The organism is Paraburkholderia aspalathi, assembly GCF_905220735.1.
Classification (GTDB): Bacteria; Pseudomonadota; Gammaproteobacteria; order Burkholderiales; family Burkholderiaceae; genus Paraburkholderia; species Paraburkholderia aspalathi.
The window spans coordinates 186,071-201,606 of record NZ_CAJNBA010000007.1; the positions used below are offsets into that span (position 1 = coordinate 186,071).

Below are 15,536 nucleotides of genomic sequence, written 5' to 3' on the forward strand. Positions count from 1 at the left end.
TGGCGTGAAGTTTCGTGCGAAGGCAGAGCGTTGTTAAGAACGCCCGCTCAGATATCCGCTTCTACTTCGTTGCCCTTTTCTTCCAGCCAGCTGCGCCGCGACGCCGCTTCGCCCTTGCCCATCAGCATCGTCATGCGCGCCACCGTGGCGTCGTAGTCGAGTTCGCCGAGCGCCACCGGCGTCAGTCGCCGCGTGTCAGGGTTCATCGTGGTGTCCCATAGCTGCTCCGCACTCATTTCGCCCAGGCCTTTGAAACGGCTGATGGACCATTGCGTATCGCGTACGCCGTCTTTGCGCAGCTTGTCGAGGATGGCTTCGAGTTCGCCTTCGTCGAGCGCGTAGAGCTTCTGCGCCGGCTTCTTGCCCCGCGCGGGTGCATCGACCCGGAACAGCGGCGGACGCGCCACGCACACATGCCCACGCTCGATCAGCTGCGGGAAATGTTTGAAGAACAGCGTGAGCAGCAACACCTGGATGTGCGAACCGTCGACGTCAGCGTCCGACAAGATGCAGATCTTGCCGTAACGCAGATTCGACAGATCGACCTTGTCGTCCGGGCTATGCGGATCGACGCCGATCGCCACCGAAATGTCGTGCACTTCGTTGTTGGCGAACAGGCGGTCACGCTCGGTTTCCCACGTGTTCAGCACCTTGCCGCGCAGCGGCAGGATCGCCTGGTATTCCTTGTCGCGGCCCATTTTCGCCGAACCGCCCGCCGAGTCACCCTCGACGAGGAACAGTTCATTGCGGCCGATTTCCGTCGATTCGCAATCGGTCAGCTTACCCGGCAGAACGGCCACGCCCGAGCTCTTGCGCTTCTCGACCTTCTGGCCAGCACGCGTGCGCGCCTGCGCCTGCTTGATGACGAGGTCCGCGAGTTTCTTGCCGTGCTCGACGTGCTGGTTCAGCCACAGCTCCAAAGCCGGCCGCGAGAACGACGACACCAGCTTGACCGCATCGCGGCTATTCAGGCGCTCCTTGATCTGCCCTTGGAATTGCGGATCGAGCACCTTCGCCGACAGCACGAACGACACGCGCGCGAACACGTCTTCCGCCAGCAGCTTCACGCCCTTCGGCTGCAAGTTATGCAACTCGACAAAGCTCTTCACCGCCTGGTACAGACCGTCACGCAAACCGGATTCGTGCGTGCCGCCCGCAGGCGTCGGAATCAGATTGACGTACGACTCGCGCATGAGCGTGCCTTCTTCGCTCCACGCGACGACCCATGAGGCGCCTTCGCCTTCGGCAAACGTCTCTTCACTGGCGCGCGAGTTTTCGACATAGCGCTCGCCTTCGAACAGCGGGATCAGCAGATCACTGCCGTTCATGCCTTCGAGCAGATAGCCGCGCAGACCGTCTTCGTATTTCCAGGTTTGCGTTTCACCGGTTTTCTCGTTGATCAGCGTGACTTCGACGCCCGGCAACAACACCGCCTTCGAGCGCAGCAGACGCTGCAATTCGCCCAGCGGCAGGTTCGGTGAATCGAAGTACTTCGGATTGGCCCACGCGGTAACGCGCGTGCCCGACTTCTTATCGCCTTTGGTCGCGGGGCGTACTTCAAGCTGCTTGGCGACGTCGCCGTTGGCAAAACTCAGCTCGGCGATTTTGCCGTCGCGCCATACGGTGACGTCGAGCCGGGTGGACAGCGCGTTGGTGACCGACACGCCGACGCCGTGCAGGCCGCCCGAGAACGTGTACGCGCCGCCGGCGGCTTTATCGAACTTGCCGCCAGCGTGCAGGCGCGTGAAAACGATTTCGACAACCGGCACGCCTTCTTCCGGATGCAGGCCGAACGGAATGCCGCGGCCGTCGTCTTCGACCGAGACCGAATGGTCCGTGTGCAGCGTGACCGTGATTTGCCGGCCGTGGCCGCCAAGGGCCTCGTCCGACGCGTTGTCGATAACTTCCTGAATGATGTGCAGCGGATTTTCGGTGCGGGTGTACATCCCGGGCCGTTGCTTGACCGGCTCCAGGCCCTTCAACACCTTGATCGACGCTTCGCTATACGCGGCGTTTGGCTTTTTCGTAGACATGGTTGACTCGGGTGCGTCGGTTCATCGTTGTCCACAGGTCCTGTAGGCAGGTCCGTGGACAATGCGTTGAGTTTTCAAAAAAAGCGAAACGAAACAACGGGGTTAGGTGGGGTGCCCGCAGTGCGGGCAACGTGTTTTATCGCCTGGCTTCCCATGGGCGCGCTCGACGGCGGCTCGATGCGGGCTTACTCAACAGCCCGGCAACGGCCAGCCGGTGCGAACGCCGGGGAAGCCTGTTCGCGGGGTATTTTACTGATTTCGATACGGGCGGCAATTCACGTGGTGCGGGATTGGCCGTTTGGATAAGGCGCGACGCGCGACTTCGGCCAATTGTGCGACCGCGATGAAACCGCTACGGGACCGTAAAAAACTGCGACGGGCCCGCTGCGCAGCCGCGCCCCCCGTCCTCTGCATGAATTCGGCGCAACCTCGGATCACGCCGCCCCCCTGTATCACTTGCGCTTGTTTTCCAGCTCGTCCCAGCGTTCCAGCGCGATCAGCAGTTCCTCGTCGATCGCGGCGTAGCGCTCGGTCAGACGCGTACCTTCCTGAGCATCTTTCGCGAAGACCGAACCGTCTTCGAGTTGGGCGCCAATGGTTTTCTGCTCCGCTTCGAGCGCGGCAATTTTCGCCGGCAACGCCTCGAGCTCGCGCTGGTCCTTGAACGACAGCTTGGCCGCGCGCTGCGTATTACGGCCCGCGCTGGCTGCGCCGCTGTCTTTCGACGCCACTTCTTTAGCCGCGTCTTTCTGCGCGTCCTGCGCCATCTGTTGCGAACGGTCGCGCTGAATCTGCCAGTCCGTAAAGCCACCGACGTACTCGCGCCACTTGCCGCCGCCTTCCGACGCGATCACCGAGGTCGCGACGTTATCGAGGAACGCGCGATCGTGGCTGACCAGCAGCACGGTGCCGTCGTATTCGGTGAGCAATTCTTCGAGCAGTTCGAGCGTCGGGATGTCGAGGTCGTTGGTCGGTTCGTCGAGCACCAGCACGTTGGCCGGCCGCGCGAACAGGCGCGCGAGCAGCAGGCGATTGCGCTCGCCGCCCGACAGCGACTTAACCGGCGACCGCGCGCGTTCCGGCGCGAACAGGAAGTCGCCGAGATAGCTCATCACGTGCTTCTTCTGGCCGTTGACTTCAACCCACTCGCTACCCGGGCTGATCGTATCGGCGAGGCTCTTGTCCAGATCGAGCTGCGCGCGCATCTGGTCAAAGTATGCAACCTGCAGATTGGTGCCGATTCGCACCGTGCCTTCGTCCGGCGGCAATTCGCCGAGGATCATCTTCAGCAACGTGGTCTTGCCCGCACCGTTCGGACCGACAAAGCCGATCTTGTCGCCGCGCATCACCGTGGCCGTGAAGGTATCGACCACCGTGCGCGAACCGTAGCGCTTGGTGACGTCGGTCAGCTCAGCGACGATCTTGCCGGACTTCTCGCCCTGGCCCACGTCGAGCTTGACGTTGCCCTGGACGTTGCGGCGTTCGGCGCGCTCGTTGCGCATCTCCACGAGCCGCGCGATCCGGCCGACGCTACGCGTACGGCGTGCTTCCACGCCTTTGCGAATCCACACTTCTTCCTGTGCGAGCAACTTGTCGAACTTGGCCGCTTCCACTTGCTCCACTTCAAGCTGCTGTGCCTTCCTGGTCTGGTAGGCGCTGAAATTACCCGGATACGACAGCAGACGCCCGCGATCCAGTTCGACGATGCGCGTGGCCACACGGTCGAGAAACGCGCGATCGTGGGTGATGAAGAGCAAACCCGCGCGCAGCGAGACCAGCAGTTCCTCGAGCCAGCGGATGCCGTCGAAGTCCAGGTGGTTGGTCGGCTCGTCGAGCAGCAGCACATCCGGCTGCACGACCAGCGCACGCGCCAGCGCGACGCGCTTTTGCATCCCGCCCGACAGCGAACCGACCCGCGCCTCGCCATTCAAACCGATCTGCTGCAGCGTGGTGGCCACGCGCGTGCTCCAGTTCCAGGCGTCCGAATGGTCGAGCGCCGATTGCAGCGTGTTCATGCGCGACATCAGCGCGTCGTGCTCCGGGCCTTCCGGCTCGTCGGCGAGCTGATTGGCGACCGCGTCGTATTGATCCAGCAGATCGCGGGCGTGGGTTAGGCCGGCAGCGACCGCTTCGAACACCGTGTCGTCCGTATCGAACTCCGGCTCCTGCGGCACGTAGACCGACGTCAGGCCCTGTTGCCGCGTGACGAGGCCGTCGTCCGGCTTGGTCAGATCGGCGACGATTTTCAGCAGCGACGACTTGCCCGCGCCGTTACGGCCGATCAGCCCAACGCGCTCGCCCGCTTCGAGAGAGAAATCCGCGTGATCGAGCAACGCGACGTGACCGAACGCCAGTTGGGCCCCGGTAATGGTGTAAAGCGACATGGAGAATTGGAGAAGACAGCGATGAGTCGGAACTGCTCATTGTACCGGGCGCGCGGGCGGGTGCCTGTCTGCCGGAAGAGATAGGCCGAATGACCGGCTTGCAAAATGGGGAGGAACCGTACGCAAGCCCGATGCAGACCGGATCCGCCTGGGTTCAAGCGCTGCGCGAGCCAGGAGATAAAACAGAACAACGCGGCCGGACGGCGCTCGCGCTCGTCCAGCCGCCTCACCTGTGACGTTACTTCACGTGCACTGTGATGGTTTTGCTCATTTCGGGGCCATACGAACGATGCGCGCCGTCACCGAATTGCAGCGTCAGCGTGTGGTCACCCGGCGGCAGCGTCAGATCGGTTTCGGTCTGGCCTTTGCCGAAGTGAAGCGATTTGTCGGTGGCGGGAATCACTTCGCCCTTGGGAAGCGGCTTACCGTCGATCAGCAGATGATGATGGCCCGTGCCTTCCGTCATCGTGCCAGCCGGCGCGATCTTCATGCCGTCGACGCCGAACACCACGTGCACCGGATTGGTGACGGTCGCGCCGTCCGCCGGTTGCACGAAAGACACGCCAGCGGCCTGCGCCGCGCCCGATACCGCGAGCAACCCGGCCAATACAGTTCCGGCCAACCATTTGTTTTTAAACATCGTTTTTCTCCTTTTTGGGAAACGAGAGTCATGCGCGGGCCATGCGGGCGTCGATCGTGGTTCCAGTTACCTGAGGCCGATCGTCGCAATGCATGCCAGGCGCCCGGCGCGCCTGTCCAAACGACTAGCTGCGGATCAAAGCATACACGCTGTGCATGACGGGTCCGTCACGCGGGCCCGGACATGTCTCAGGCACTTTGCGGCGATGCCGCATGGGTAAATATCTGTCCAATTGACAAATTCCGGTAATATTGCGGATCGCCGCCATGCCCAAAAAAGGGGCAGATTTGGCGGATCAATGCACCGAACCAAAGAAGAGTACGTCGTGAGCGAAGTAATTGAACTGATTGAATATAAGAGCTGGGTCTGCCTGATTTGCGGCTGGATCTACAACGAAGAAGAAGGCCTTCCCGAAGAAGGTATCGCCCCGGGCACGCGCTTCGCCGCGATTCCGGACGACTGGCGCTGCCCGCTGTGCGATGTCAGCAAGGCGGAGTTTGCGGTGGTGGAATTCTGAGCGAGCCAGGTTGAGCCGGGGGTGCGCTGCTTGATGTAGTGCACCGGGCGGTTCGCGCGGCCCAGTGGGTGATGCCCGCTGGGCCGTTTGCTTTGTGGGACGGGGTTTGCGGCGCTCCTCGTGGATAGGCGTGTTTGATGCGCTCTGCGCTCGTTGGCGAATTTGGACTCGCCTGGTCCTTGCCGGGAGTTGGTTGTCGGCGAGATTGCAGCGGCTGTTTTGGTTTGGTCCTCGCCCTGTAGTTCAGGGGGTGGAATGACAGGCAAGGCCCGTCAGATATGGACTTTTGCTATTGCTGTAGCAGATCTGTAGCAAGCGAGACTTCCCCTCTTGGCTCATTGCGCCGACTATCGCGCAGTCCCGACTCGCACGCGTTCATCCGACGACAATCAGCCAACTTCAGACGTTCGCTTACGTCGCGCAAACGGCCGCTTCCCGTCAACCCTGCCCTCGAGAACGCGGCGTTCTTTGTCTCATGCCACGCTCGCGTATCCGTTTGGCGAGCATGCCAAGGTGTCATCCTCCCGCGCCATTTTTTGCAACGCGATTCTTCCGCACGTCACCAAGTTTGGCAGCGAGGTTGCCGGCTGCCGATAATTGCGGTCGTCTTCAACGGTGTTATCTTCCGGTCAAAATTAGTCACTATTTTGCGCGTAACATAGGCACGTTGATCGGACCCCGACACCGCGCTTACCGCCCTGGAGACGCAGACATGCGACTTGCCGACTTTATCTCGCGAGACATGGAGCCGATTCTGGTTCAATGGGAGGCATTCGCGACGACTCTCCTGCCGGCGGCGGCAGACATGGAATCGTTGGGGTTACGCGACCACGCGCAGCAAATCCTGCACGCCGTGGCAAAGGACTTGCAAACTTCGCAAACTAGAGAAGCCCAACGCGAAAAATCACTAGGCCGCGGCCCCAGCCTGATCGATGCGACCGAAACAGCCTCGCAAACACATGCCCTTCTGAGGGCACGGGCCGGTTTCAATATCAAACAGCTCGCCGCGGAATATCGTGCGCTGCGGGCAAGTGTGCTTCGCTTGTGGATGGACGATTGCCAACCTGAAACACCTGATCTGGACGACGTCATTCGCTTCAATGAAGCGATCGATCAGGCACTTGCCGAATCGGTCGCCGTTTTCAGTGCGCAGGTCGAGCAGAGCCGTAACCTCCTGCTTGGCATGTTGGGGCACGACATGCGCAGCCCTCTACAGGCGATTCAGATGACTGCATCGTATCTGGAAGCACTGAATGCTGGGGCGCGGGTATCGGAAGCCGCCGCCCGTCTGATCCGTAGCGGGGCCCGGATTCAAACGTTGCTTGACGACCTGACCGATTTTAATCGGACCAAATTGGGCTTGGGCATCAACGTCACACCCACGAGTGTCAATTTGGCAAACGTGCTTGCCGATGAGCTCGACGAGTTGCGTGCAGTTCATCCTGACAGGCAGATTGAACTGCGCGTGAGTGGTAATTTACAGGGACTATGGGACGGCCCGCGCCTGCAGCAATTGCTTGGAAATCTTGTACTCAATGCCATCAAGTACGGGGCACCAGACACTCCGGTGCTCGTGACGGTAACGGGCGGAGTAACGCATGTCCGAATCGACGTCAGCAACTCCGGACCTTCCATCGAGCGCGCAACGCTAACGCGCATCTTCGATCCCCTGATGCGGGGGCCGGACCAGCAGAGTAGATACGACTGCACTGGTAGCCTCGGCTTGGGACTTTTTATTGCAAGCGAAATCGCCAAGGCCCATCACGGCGCGATCGAAGCGCGGTCCGACGAGACGGAGACCTCATTTTCAGTGTCTCTCCCGCGTGAGGACGGAGCCATAACGACGCGTTGACGGTCGCCCACTGCGAGGTGGAGTGATCCACTCGCCTACGGCTGTTGCAGGCACATGCTGCGTGGAAAGCCTTCATTCATGCGTCGAGTCGAAATGGCGCCTGTGGATCGACCTGAGCCGTTCAAAGCAAAGTAACTTTGCTGGGTCTTCTCGGACTGAGATAGTTCAGGGGGTGGAATGACAGGCGCAACGCCCGTCAGATATATGGATTGCCACCCTTGCTGTAGCAGGTCCGGTACCTGACGAAGCGCGTTCCATCGTCTCCACGCCCGCCTCACTCGCGGGTCGGGGATTGGCGCGGGCGACTAGGGCGATGTGCGCCGCCCTGCGTGTTTCGCGTGACTTTTGCCACATACCGTCGACGCATGGTTAACGATTTCTTCATGTTCTGTCGATGGCACAGGCTCGCGCTTCTGACCACAATGAAACAGGTCAACGTGAGCGGCGCGGTGCGCCGCCGCTGGCCAGCCTCTGCCGGACGCTTTGTGCCTGTGCAAGCGCCTTGACATCACGCACACCCTGCGAAGCGCCCGTGGTCGGTGACAAGGAGATGAACATGAAAAGCAAAAGTTTGACCTGCGCGGCGGCCGTTGCGGCCACCCTTCTGTCGTTGAGCGGTGCGGCGCATGCCAAAGACCCCACCTGTTCCAACGAAACGCTGAGAGGCCTGTATGGATTCAGCGCTCAAGGCGAAATACTCGGCATCATCGGCACGGATGGTGCGGTTCACTACGCAAAGTCTCGGCTGCTGCTCAACGATGTCGCCGTCGTCAACTTCGACGCCAACGGCAACTTCACGCGAAACGATGCGGGCAATATCGGCGGCTTGCCAAAGTCGGGCGGCGCCTTCAACTCCGTTCAGTTCGGCACCTACAACGTGAACAGCGATTGCACGGGAACGATGACGATCAACTACGGCACGAAAGCGAGTCCCGCAGGCGTGGTGCTCGTCGTGAATATCGTTATCTCGTCGGATGCGACACTGGTGATCGGCGAAATGACCAGTGAGACGGTCCCCTTCGCTGCTGCGCCTCCCACCGTCGATGGCACGTGTGGGAACCCATGCTCCGAAGCGGTGCAAATCAGTTTCGAGGGCAAAAAGGTGCTCGCCTACGGATTCCGTTAGGCGGACGGGACACGGCTTCAGGGGAAAGGTGGCAGCGACATCGGTACGACGACGCTTGCCGCTTTGGTGCGCAGGCCGCCCGGCGCCCGGCTTTCGCTGGCGCAGCGGCGCGCTCGGCCAATCGGAGCTGCGGCAGACGCGACCCTTCAAAAACCGATCTGATCGCATCTTTCCGGCGGTCCGTTGCGGGTCGTACTGAGCCGATCAGGTGTCGGGCCGAGTTCGGCCGAGGCCGTGTAAAAACGCGCGTGATCACCTAGACTAAATCAACCCGCTGAAACAAGAGGCGCAGATGGGGCGATTTGTCGAAGGTGCGGAACGCAGTCAGACGACACTCCTGCCGGAGTGTCTCGATGACTTTATCGCTGAAGATAATCCTGTGCGGATTGTCGACGCCTTCGTCGAAGAACTCGAACTGGCATCCCTCGGATTCGAAGGCACCACGCCGGCAAGCACCGGGCGACCTTCTTACCACCCGGCCGTGCTGCTCAAGATCTATATCTACGGCTATCTCAATCGCGTGCAGTCTAGCCGACGCCTGGAGCGGGAGTGCCAGCGCAATGTCGAATTGATGTGGCTGACCGGCCGGCTTGCGCCAGACTTCAAGACGATTGCCGAGTTCAGGCGGAACAATGGTGAGGGCATTCGCAACGTGTGCCGTCGCTTCGTGATGATATGCCGGGAGCTGAAGCTGTTTACACAAGCGTGTCGTAGCCATCGACGGTAGCAAGTTCAAGGCGGTCAACAGCCGCGACAACAACTTCACGCCCAACAAGATTGCACGACGTCAGGAGCAGATCGAGCAAAGCATCCAGCGTTATCTGGACGCACTGGAGACCGCCGATCGCACTCAACCAGCCGAGGTAGAAGCGAAGACTGAACGCCTACGGGAGAAGATTGAGACGCTGCGTGAACAGATGCGCGATCTGGATCGCGCAGCGGAGCTTCTAAACGACCTGCCGGAAAAGCAGGTCTCGCTGACCGATCCCGACTCACGCTCAATGGTCTCTCAAGCCAAGGGTACGGGCGTGGTTGGCTATAACGTTCAGGTCGCCGTCGACGCCCGGCACCATCTCATCGTTACCCACGAAGTCACGAATGTCGGCAACGACCGGACGCAGTTGAGCCCAATGGCCAAAGCGGCGCACGACGCGATGGGCAAGAAGAAAATCAAGGCACTGGCAGACCGTGGATACTTCAGCGCACCAGAGATCAAGGCATGCGACGACGCGGGCATTACGGCATTGGTGCCCAAATCACAAACCTCCGGTGCAAAGGCTGACGGTCGCTTCGACCGGGCCGACTTCATTTACATCGCCAGAGACGACCAGTATCTGTGTCCGGCAGGGCAACGCGATATACCGCTACACCTCGTTGGAGAGTGCCAATCTGCTGAAACTGCGGACCTACTGGAGCACTGCCTGCCCACACTGTCCGCTCAGAAAGCAGTGCACGCCGGCGCCGTATCGGCGCATTCGCCGATGGGAACACGAAGCGGTACTCGACAGAATGCAACGCAGACTGGATCGTCAGCTTGACGCGATGACAATACGGCGACGAACGGTCGAACACGTGTTTGGCACGCTGAAGCACTGGATGGGCTCAACCCACTTCCAGATGCGCAGGCTTGGGAACGTTTCGACTGAAATGAGCTTGCATGTGCTGGCGTACAACCTCAAACGCGTCATGAAGATCCTCGGATTTGCAAAGACACTGCGAGCGATGAAGCTCGCAGGCGCGTAATCTCACGCCTGCCTTTGCTTGTTGGCGTGGCGCAATCAGTTCAGTCGTAGACAACAGGAAGACAGGAAGCTGCGAAGGCGCGGCCTCACCAGTCGCTCGACAGACCGCCGGCTCACGCGTTTTTACACGGCCTCGGCCAGTTCCAGTCACTCGACGCGGGCACTCAGATCGCCGACAATCGATGGTGAATTTGCTCATTGGGAACGCGGCCGAGCAATGCCATATTCCTTGCCGGTCGTGAGGTCGGCACATCGGAAAACAAAATGAAACAGCGACCACAGTTCGTAACGCCGTTGCGTGCAATCATCGCTTTTCCAATTTCACTGGCCGCGGGTGCGATGACGTTTCTTCCTGCAATCATGGCAGAAGGTGTCCCGCAGGTTCCAAGTGTCTTTGTGGGCCACGGAATAGTGTCCAACCTTTTGCGTTTTTCTGCGACCGAGCTAGGTATTGCGCTTTTGGGTCTGGCTATTTTTGGTCTACCAATCTTCCCTTTCTACGTTTGCGGCGTCTTCGTCGCAAAAAGGCTCCAGACCTCGCATTGGCTTTACTTTGCAGCTTTGGGCATTTTGCTTGCCACGGGCCTATGGATCGCGGCAGTCCTACCGCAGTCTCGTGGCGTCAACCACTATTCTCCTTACCTCGGATTGATCCGATTTGCTTTGCCCGTCGGAATGGTCGCCGGGCTTGTTTGCTGGGCTTTTCTCTATCTGACGTGCTCACGCAACCGCGCGCCGGATTCGAGCTGCGAACCTGGGCTTTAGCAAAAGCGCCCGGACGGGACAACGTTTGTCGGACTCGATAGACGCTGTGCGGCCATTTTCAGTCGGTCGACAACGTCGCGTAGATCGCCGACAATCGGTCCGTCGAAACTTGCAGTCCTGCACATTCCGTCGCAGCACGCTCCTATGAAAACAGCATGCTAGTCATAACTCCGCTTAAAACCCTCTCTCCGCAGCTAGTCGACCTCGAACGTGAGGCATCGAAAGAAGGGTTTAACTTTATGAGACGTTTGATCGAGGAGTGGAGAAACGGCAGCAATAGGTTCGACAAGCCGGGCGAACGCCTGCTAGTGGCTATCGACGACATGAACATCGTGGGTATCGTTGGATTGAATGTTGATCCGCATAAACCAGCCGGCGACACCGCGCGGTTGCGGCGTCTCTATGTCGCAAATGGCTTTCGGCGTCGTGGCGTAGGCGAAGCGCTGGTCAATGCGCTCCTCGTGGGAGCGTCATTACGATTTCGTGTAGTTCGGCTCTCGACGGATACCGAAGCCGCCGCTGCTTTCTATACGCGACTAGGGTTCAGTGCAATCGAGGACGAGACAGCTACGCACGTCAAAATGCTTTGAAGGGAAGGTCCAAAATACGAACTACGAGGTAGACATGACCACAACTTCGTCTGGTTGGGACGAGTCGGCATCTGCGTGGATCGCTGCACAAGGAGAAGATGGAGACTTTGGTCGCAGGTTCGTTCTCGATGGCCCTATGAGATCTCGCATCATGAATCGCGGCTTTGTGACCGCGCTCGATGTTGGATGTGGCGAAGGTCGGTTTTGTCGGATCATGCAAGCGGAGGGAATCAGGACCGTCGGCATAGACCCGACCGGAGCGCTCATTCAACGCGCCCGAGAATTGAACGCTCGGGGCGATTATAGAATCGAGTCCGCGGAAAATTTCTGCCTTGAAAGCGCGTCGTTTGATCTCGTTGTGAGCTACCTGTCGCTAATCGACATTCCCGACATAGCGCGCGCTACACATAATATGGTCCGCGTGTTAAATCCCGGCGGCACACTGTTGATCGCGAATTTAACCAGCTTCAACACTGCCGGGATGCCACAAGGATGGGCTACAGGCAGCGATGGAGTTGCCCGTTTTTGCATCGATCACTATCTGGAAGAACGTCCGATTTCAGCCGAATGGCAGGGAATACGGATTAAGAATTTTCACCGGCCTTTGTCTAGCTACATGAAACTGTTTCTAGACACCGGTCTGATATTAAGGCATTTCTCAGAGCCACCACCCACCGGGGGCGACTCCGCGAAAGCAGACCGCTACAGACGGGTTCCATTCTTTCACATCATGGAGTGGCAGAAGCCGGCGTGACATCTTTATTCCGCGTCGAGCGGTCACGTGGAGGAGAACGCAGCAATGTCGAATACGACGCATGAGCGCGACGCCCGACTGTGGCAACGGTCTCTATCGGCCAATCCTAGTGCAGGGGTGAGACTGTCCAACCTGCGCAACGTAACGGTGGACGACGTGCCTGCGTTGGGAACGCTCTTCTTTTGGGCGTTCCTTGGGACGATCGATGACGCAGGTGAAGCCGAATCGCAATATGCATTAAAGGCGGCAGCGATTCTCGGTGGCCGGTACGGAGAATGGATTCCGTCGGCGTCGTGGGCGATTGAAGAAGCTGGGAATATTCTGTCTGCGTGTCTCGTTTGCGACTACAAACCTTACGGCTGCCCGGTCATCGCAGTCGTCGCTACGACACCGTCGCGCAAACGGTCGGGAGACGGCAGAACATTAGTGAACGCAGCGGCCATGTCGCTCGCTGCGCTCGATACCATCGAATGCTGCGCGATGATTACTGCGGGCAACGACGCGTCCGAGCGACTCTTTAGTAGTTGCGGCTTCTTGGCCAAAACCGATTGATCCGCGAAGATCCTTCGAGTCTTTGTCGTTGTCGAAGACGCCATGAATGGCCGCAATCGGAATTGCCGAATGTCTCTTCGGAGTCGCGATCTGCCGATCACGGCCGCGTGAGATTCACGCAGCCCATGCCATTTGCATGTGTCAGTGAACGGCCACAACCGGCCGGTCGACTGCGGGCCGTGAATCGGTGACAATCTGCGTCCGAATGTTCAAGGCAATGTAAGCGAAATGTCGACTTTCAGTGACCCGTCAAACGTGGCCGTGATAGCAAGCCGGAGAGTCGTGTTTGCTGGCGATTGGATCTCATACGTCTCGCATGATGCCGAGGACGGAGCATGGCAATTTCACGGATCCGGATCGGAACCCACTCAAGAAAGCGATGCAGTCGTAGTGAGTTTGCAAAACATACTGGAGCTCGACAGCACGATTCTTGAATTGGCAGACCTTTCCATCGGATGGCATGCCTCGCGAACTGCAAAGGCCGCGCCGTGGCGCAGGGCGAAAATAGAGAAATAGTCCACTCACAACGCTTTCTTGGACAGCGAAATCGCGTTCGACCGACCTAACGTACAGTCGTCATCGGATCGCATTCGCCCAGCCATTGGCGTTTGCCCCGTTCCGGCCAGTTTGGGACCTCCGACACTACAGTGGAAATCGTCGACAATGCGGCTTAAAGCAGACGAGTATCACAATCTCACAGGTGTTCCATGAGTCAGTCCGCAGAGAGCTTTTACGATGACATGGCATCCTCTTATCACTTGATTTTCGATGACTGGGATAAGGCGATCGAGCGTCAACGGGCGGTATTGGCGCCGCTCATGTGCCCGTCTGGTGTGCCTGGCACTATCCTCGATTGCGCATGCGGAATCGGTACTCAAGCGTTAGCTCTCGCACGCGCGGGATATGACGTTGAGGGTACGGATATATCAAAGACGGAAGTCGAGCGTGCAGCACGGGAGGCCGCTCTGCGAAATCTGGACGTCAAATTCCGCGTGGACGACATGAGGTTGCTGGCCACGTGCAAGGCGCAAGACTACGGAACGGTTGTAGCTTTCGACAACGCCATTCCGCACTTGGATAGCGACGAGGAGGTCACCAAAGCATTGGCTGCGATGCTCAGGAGCCTACGACCGCGAGGCAAGCTGTTTGTTAGCTTGAGGGACTACGACGCATTACTGACTCAGCGACCGATTATGTTACCGCCATCACTGTTCATGGATAACGGACTGCGCCGCATTGTGCATCAGGTCTGGGACTGGCAAGACGCTCGACGTTACACAGTTCATTTGTACATCACTCGCCAGACGAAGAGCCTCGACTGGCAGTCGACCCATTTCGTCGGTCGCTATCGTGCTATTACGCCCGGGGAAGTGGCGACTCTTGCCGCTGTGGTCGGATTCAGCGACGTACAGATCCTCCCATCAACTGTCACTGGCTATTACCAGCCGATTGTTACGGCCGTGGCCCCCTAGTCTGGACGCACCTTACGGGTTAGCTTTAAATGGCTGTTACTGGGAGCGACGACTGTCCCTTGAGGGTCGAAGAACGACCCACGTACGGCGCAAGGCCGCCTGAAGCAGGCCCTCGTCGGAGTTGAGCGTCCAAAGCTAGCCACCTGACGCTGGATAACATTACCGTGTATACGTAATTGTTGTTGAAAATCACGTGCGTGCGCGAAACTTGACTCGCAATAATTCGAATCTTCTCCGCCAACTCCGCAAGCTCCTCGTCGCTATCGTCATAGTTGAAGCGATCACTCGCGGCCTTGGCATCCTTGACGTTCCACGTCTCATGATTCCGGCCGTGCAGACGCACGATAGCGAGGCCGTCGTTCGTCACCTCCCATACAGCGGGCACGCTGTTCCCGGAATCCTGAGGTTCGTCGACGATGACGTTGACGAGATGGCGCGAGCGCTCGCTCTGAAGCGTTCCAGCGGCCGCCGCTTCGCTAAAGCATGAGCGGTGTCGGAATTCCGCAGCGACAGTGAAGCCTTCCATCTGGTCAGCGCAGTGATCGACGTGCGCGCGGCCGTCCGGATTGCTGACGACCCAGGACGCAAACTGGAAATGCACCGCCCCCAGTTTGCCTGCGGCGCGGAGCGGCTCGATCGCCGGCGATCGAGCAGCGCGGTCCACTCGTCCGGCCCTTTACCGTCGCTCATACCGCTGCGACGCAATCAATTTCAATGTCGAAATGTCCAGGCCACGCCGGCACGTTGACGAAAATCCGTGCCGGTGGCTGCGTACCGAAGAATCTCGCATAGATCTCGTTGACGACCGGGAACATCGTTACCGACGTGCAGTAGACGTTGCACTTCAGCACCTGATCGAGCGAAGACCCCGCCGTCTCTACGCACAGTTTCAGTTGTGCCAGCACGCGCTCGGTCTGCTGCTCTATCGGTGCATCCAGTACTTCGCCGGTCTGCGGATCGAAAGGCGGGAAACCTGACACGTAGATCGTGTCGCCGTGACGCGTAACGGCGGATGTCGGCGCCTTCCAGCGCTCCAGCCAGCTCGACAGTGGTTCTACACGAATGATTTCACGGGCCATGATGTTCTCCTTGAAAATAGACAGAGTTCG

At 59.1% G+C, this 15,536-nt stretch carries 13 protein-coding genes and 1 pseudogene; 9 read left to right on the forward strand and 5 right to left on the reverse strand.

From position 1 onward, the window contains the following. Positions 1-47: 47 nt before the first annotated feature. The 3 genes from KHO30_RS31790 to KHO30_RS31800 all read right to left on the reverse strand — a co-directional run bounded on the left by KHO30_RS31790 (position 48) and on the right by KHO30_RS31800 (position 5,057). Positions 48-2,033, reverse strand: coding sequence for a DNA topoisomerase IV subunit B (locus KHO30_RS31790; RefSeq protein WP_211703300.1), 1,986 nt, complete (start codon positions 2,031-2,033; stop codon positions 48-50). Positions 2,034-2,485: 452 nt separating this feature from the next. Next, positions 2,486-4,417: an ATP-binding cassette domain-containing protein gene (locus KHO30_RS31795; RefSeq protein WP_093639323.1), complete on the reverse strand. Its 1,932-nt coding sequence runs from the start codon at positions 4,415-4,417 to the stop codon at positions 2,486-2,488. A gap of 238 nt (positions 4,418-4,655) precedes the next feature. Further along, positions 4,656-5,057 (reverse strand): DUF4399 domain-containing protein, encoded by a 402-nt coding sequence (locus KHO30_RS31800; protein ID WP_054035043.1) that lies wholly within the window; start codon positions 5,055-5,057, stop codon positions 4,656-4,658. A 325-nt stretch (positions 5,058-5,382) separates the two neighbouring features. Between KHO30_RS31800 and KHO30_RS31805 the strand changes: the two genes are divergently transcribed. From KHO30_RS31805 to KHO30_RS31845, 9 genes and pseudogenes are all read left to right on the forward strand, one after another. Beyond that, entirely contained in the window at positions 5,383-5,574 is a 192-nt protein-coding gene (locus tag KHO30_RS31805) for a rubredoxin (protein WP_093639713.1), read from the forward strand. 712 nt (positions 5,575-6,286) lie between these two features. Next, on the forward strand, positions 6,287-7,426 hold the full coding sequence (locus tag KHO30_RS31810) for a sensor histidine kinase (protein WP_211703301.1): 1,140 nt from the start codon (positions 6,287-6,289) through the stop codon (positions 7,424-7,426). Between the two features lie 556 nt (positions 7,427-7,982). After that, a complete protein-coding gene (locus tag KHO30_RS31815) occupies positions 7,983-8,552 on the forward strand; it encodes a hypothetical protein (RefSeq protein WP_093645158.1) in 570 nt (189 codons plus the stop codon). Between the two features lie 292 nt (positions 8,553-8,844). After that, positions 8,845-10,295: pseudogene (locus KHO30_RS31820) on the forward strand (IS1182 family transposase). A gap of 263 nt (positions 10,296-10,558) precedes the next feature. Further along, a complete protein-coding gene (locus tag KHO30_RS31825; RefSeq protein WP_211703302.1) occupies positions 10,559-11,059 on the forward strand; it encodes a cytochrome b family protein in 501 nt (166 codons plus the stop codon). Between the two features lie 155 nt (positions 11,060-11,214). Then, the gene (locus KHO30_RS31830; protein WP_211703303.1) at positions 11,215-11,649 is read left to right on the forward strand and encodes a GNAT family N-acetyltransferase; all 435 of its coding nucleotides are present in this window, start codon (positions 11,215-11,217) and stop codon (positions 11,647-11,649) included. Between the two features lie 34 nt (positions 11,650-11,683). Further along, a complete protein-coding gene (locus KHO30_RS31835; RefSeq protein ID WP_211703304.1) occupies positions 11,684-12,403 on the forward strand; it encodes a class I SAM-dependent methyltransferase in 720 nt (239 codons plus the stop codon). 45 nt (positions 12,404-12,448) lie between these two features. Next, complete coding sequence (locus tag KHO30_RS31840; protein WP_211703305.1) at positions 12,449-12,955, forward strand: GNAT family N-acetyltransferase; 507 nt, start codon at positions 12,449-12,451, stop codon at positions 12,953-12,955. Positions 12,956-13,662: 707 nt separating this feature from the next. Further along, positions 13,663-14,427, forward strand: a complete 765-nt coding sequence (locus KHO30_RS31845) for a class I SAM-dependent methyltransferase (RefSeq protein ID WP_211703306.1) — start codon at positions 13,663-13,665, stop codon at positions 14,425-14,427. 25 nt (positions 14,428-14,452) lie between these two features. Here KHO30_RS31845 and KHO30_RS31850 read toward each other — a convergent pair whose 3' ends face one another. Beyond that, a complete protein-coding gene (locus KHO30_RS31850) occupies positions 14,453-15,091 on the reverse strand; it encodes a DUF72 domain-containing protein (RefSeq protein ID WP_211703307.1) in 639 nt (212 codons plus the stop codon). Between the two features lie 22 nt (positions 15,092-15,113). Beyond that, positions 15,114-15,506, reverse strand: a complete 393-nt coding sequence (locus KHO30_RS31855) for a RidA family protein (RefSeq protein WP_211703308.1) — start codon at positions 15,504-15,506, stop codon at positions 15,114-15,116. Between the last annotated feature and the right edge of the window lie 30 nt (positions 15,507-15,536).

Excerpts from the sequence above, each read along its gene's own strand:
- KHO30_RS31790 (WP_211703300.1), bottom strand. The coding sequence starts at position 2,033 with ATGTCTACGAAAAAGCCAAACGCCGCGTATAGCGAAGCGTCGATCAAG.
- KHO30_RS31795 (WP_093639323.1), bottom strand. The coding sequence starts at position 4,417 with ATGTCGCTTTACACCATTACCGGGGCCCAACTGGCGTTCGGTCACGTC.
- KHO30_RS31800 (WP_054035043.1), bottom strand. The coding sequence starts at position 5,057 with ATGTTTAAAAACAAATGGTTGGCCGGAACTGTATTGGCCGGGTTGCTC.
- KHO30_RS31810 (WP_211703301.1), top strand. The coding sequence starts at position 6,287 with ATGCGACTTGCCGACTTTATCTCGCGAGACATGGAGCCGATTCTGGTT.
- KHO30_RS31815 (WP_093645158.1), top strand. The coding sequence starts at position 7,983 with ATGAAAAGCAAAAGTTTGACCTGCGCGGCGGCCGTTGCGGCCACCCTT.
- KHO30_RS31825 (WP_211703302.1), top strand. The coding sequence starts at position 10,559 with ATGAAACAGCGACCACAGTTCGTAACGCCGTTGCGTGCAATCATCGCT.
- KHO30_RS31830 (WP_211703303.1), top strand. The coding sequence starts at position 11,215 with ATGCTAGTCATAACTCCGCTTAAAACCCTCTCTCCGCAGCTAGTCGAC.
- KHO30_RS31835 (WP_211703304.1), top strand. The coding sequence starts at position 11,684 with ATGACCACAACTTCGTCTGGTTGGGACGAGTCGGCATCTGCGTGGATC.
- KHO30_RS31840 (WP_211703305.1), top strand. The coding sequence starts at position 12,449 with ATGTCGAATACGACGCATGAGCGCGACGCCCGACTGTGGCAACGGTCT.
- KHO30_RS31845 (WP_211703306.1), top strand. The coding sequence starts at position 13,663 with ATGAGTCAGTCCGCAGAGAGCTTTTACGATGACATGGCATCCTCTTAT.
- KHO30_RS31855 (WP_211703308.1), bottom strand. The coding sequence starts at position 15,506 with ATGGCCCGTGAAATCATTCGTGTAGAACCACTGTCGAGCTGGCTGGAG.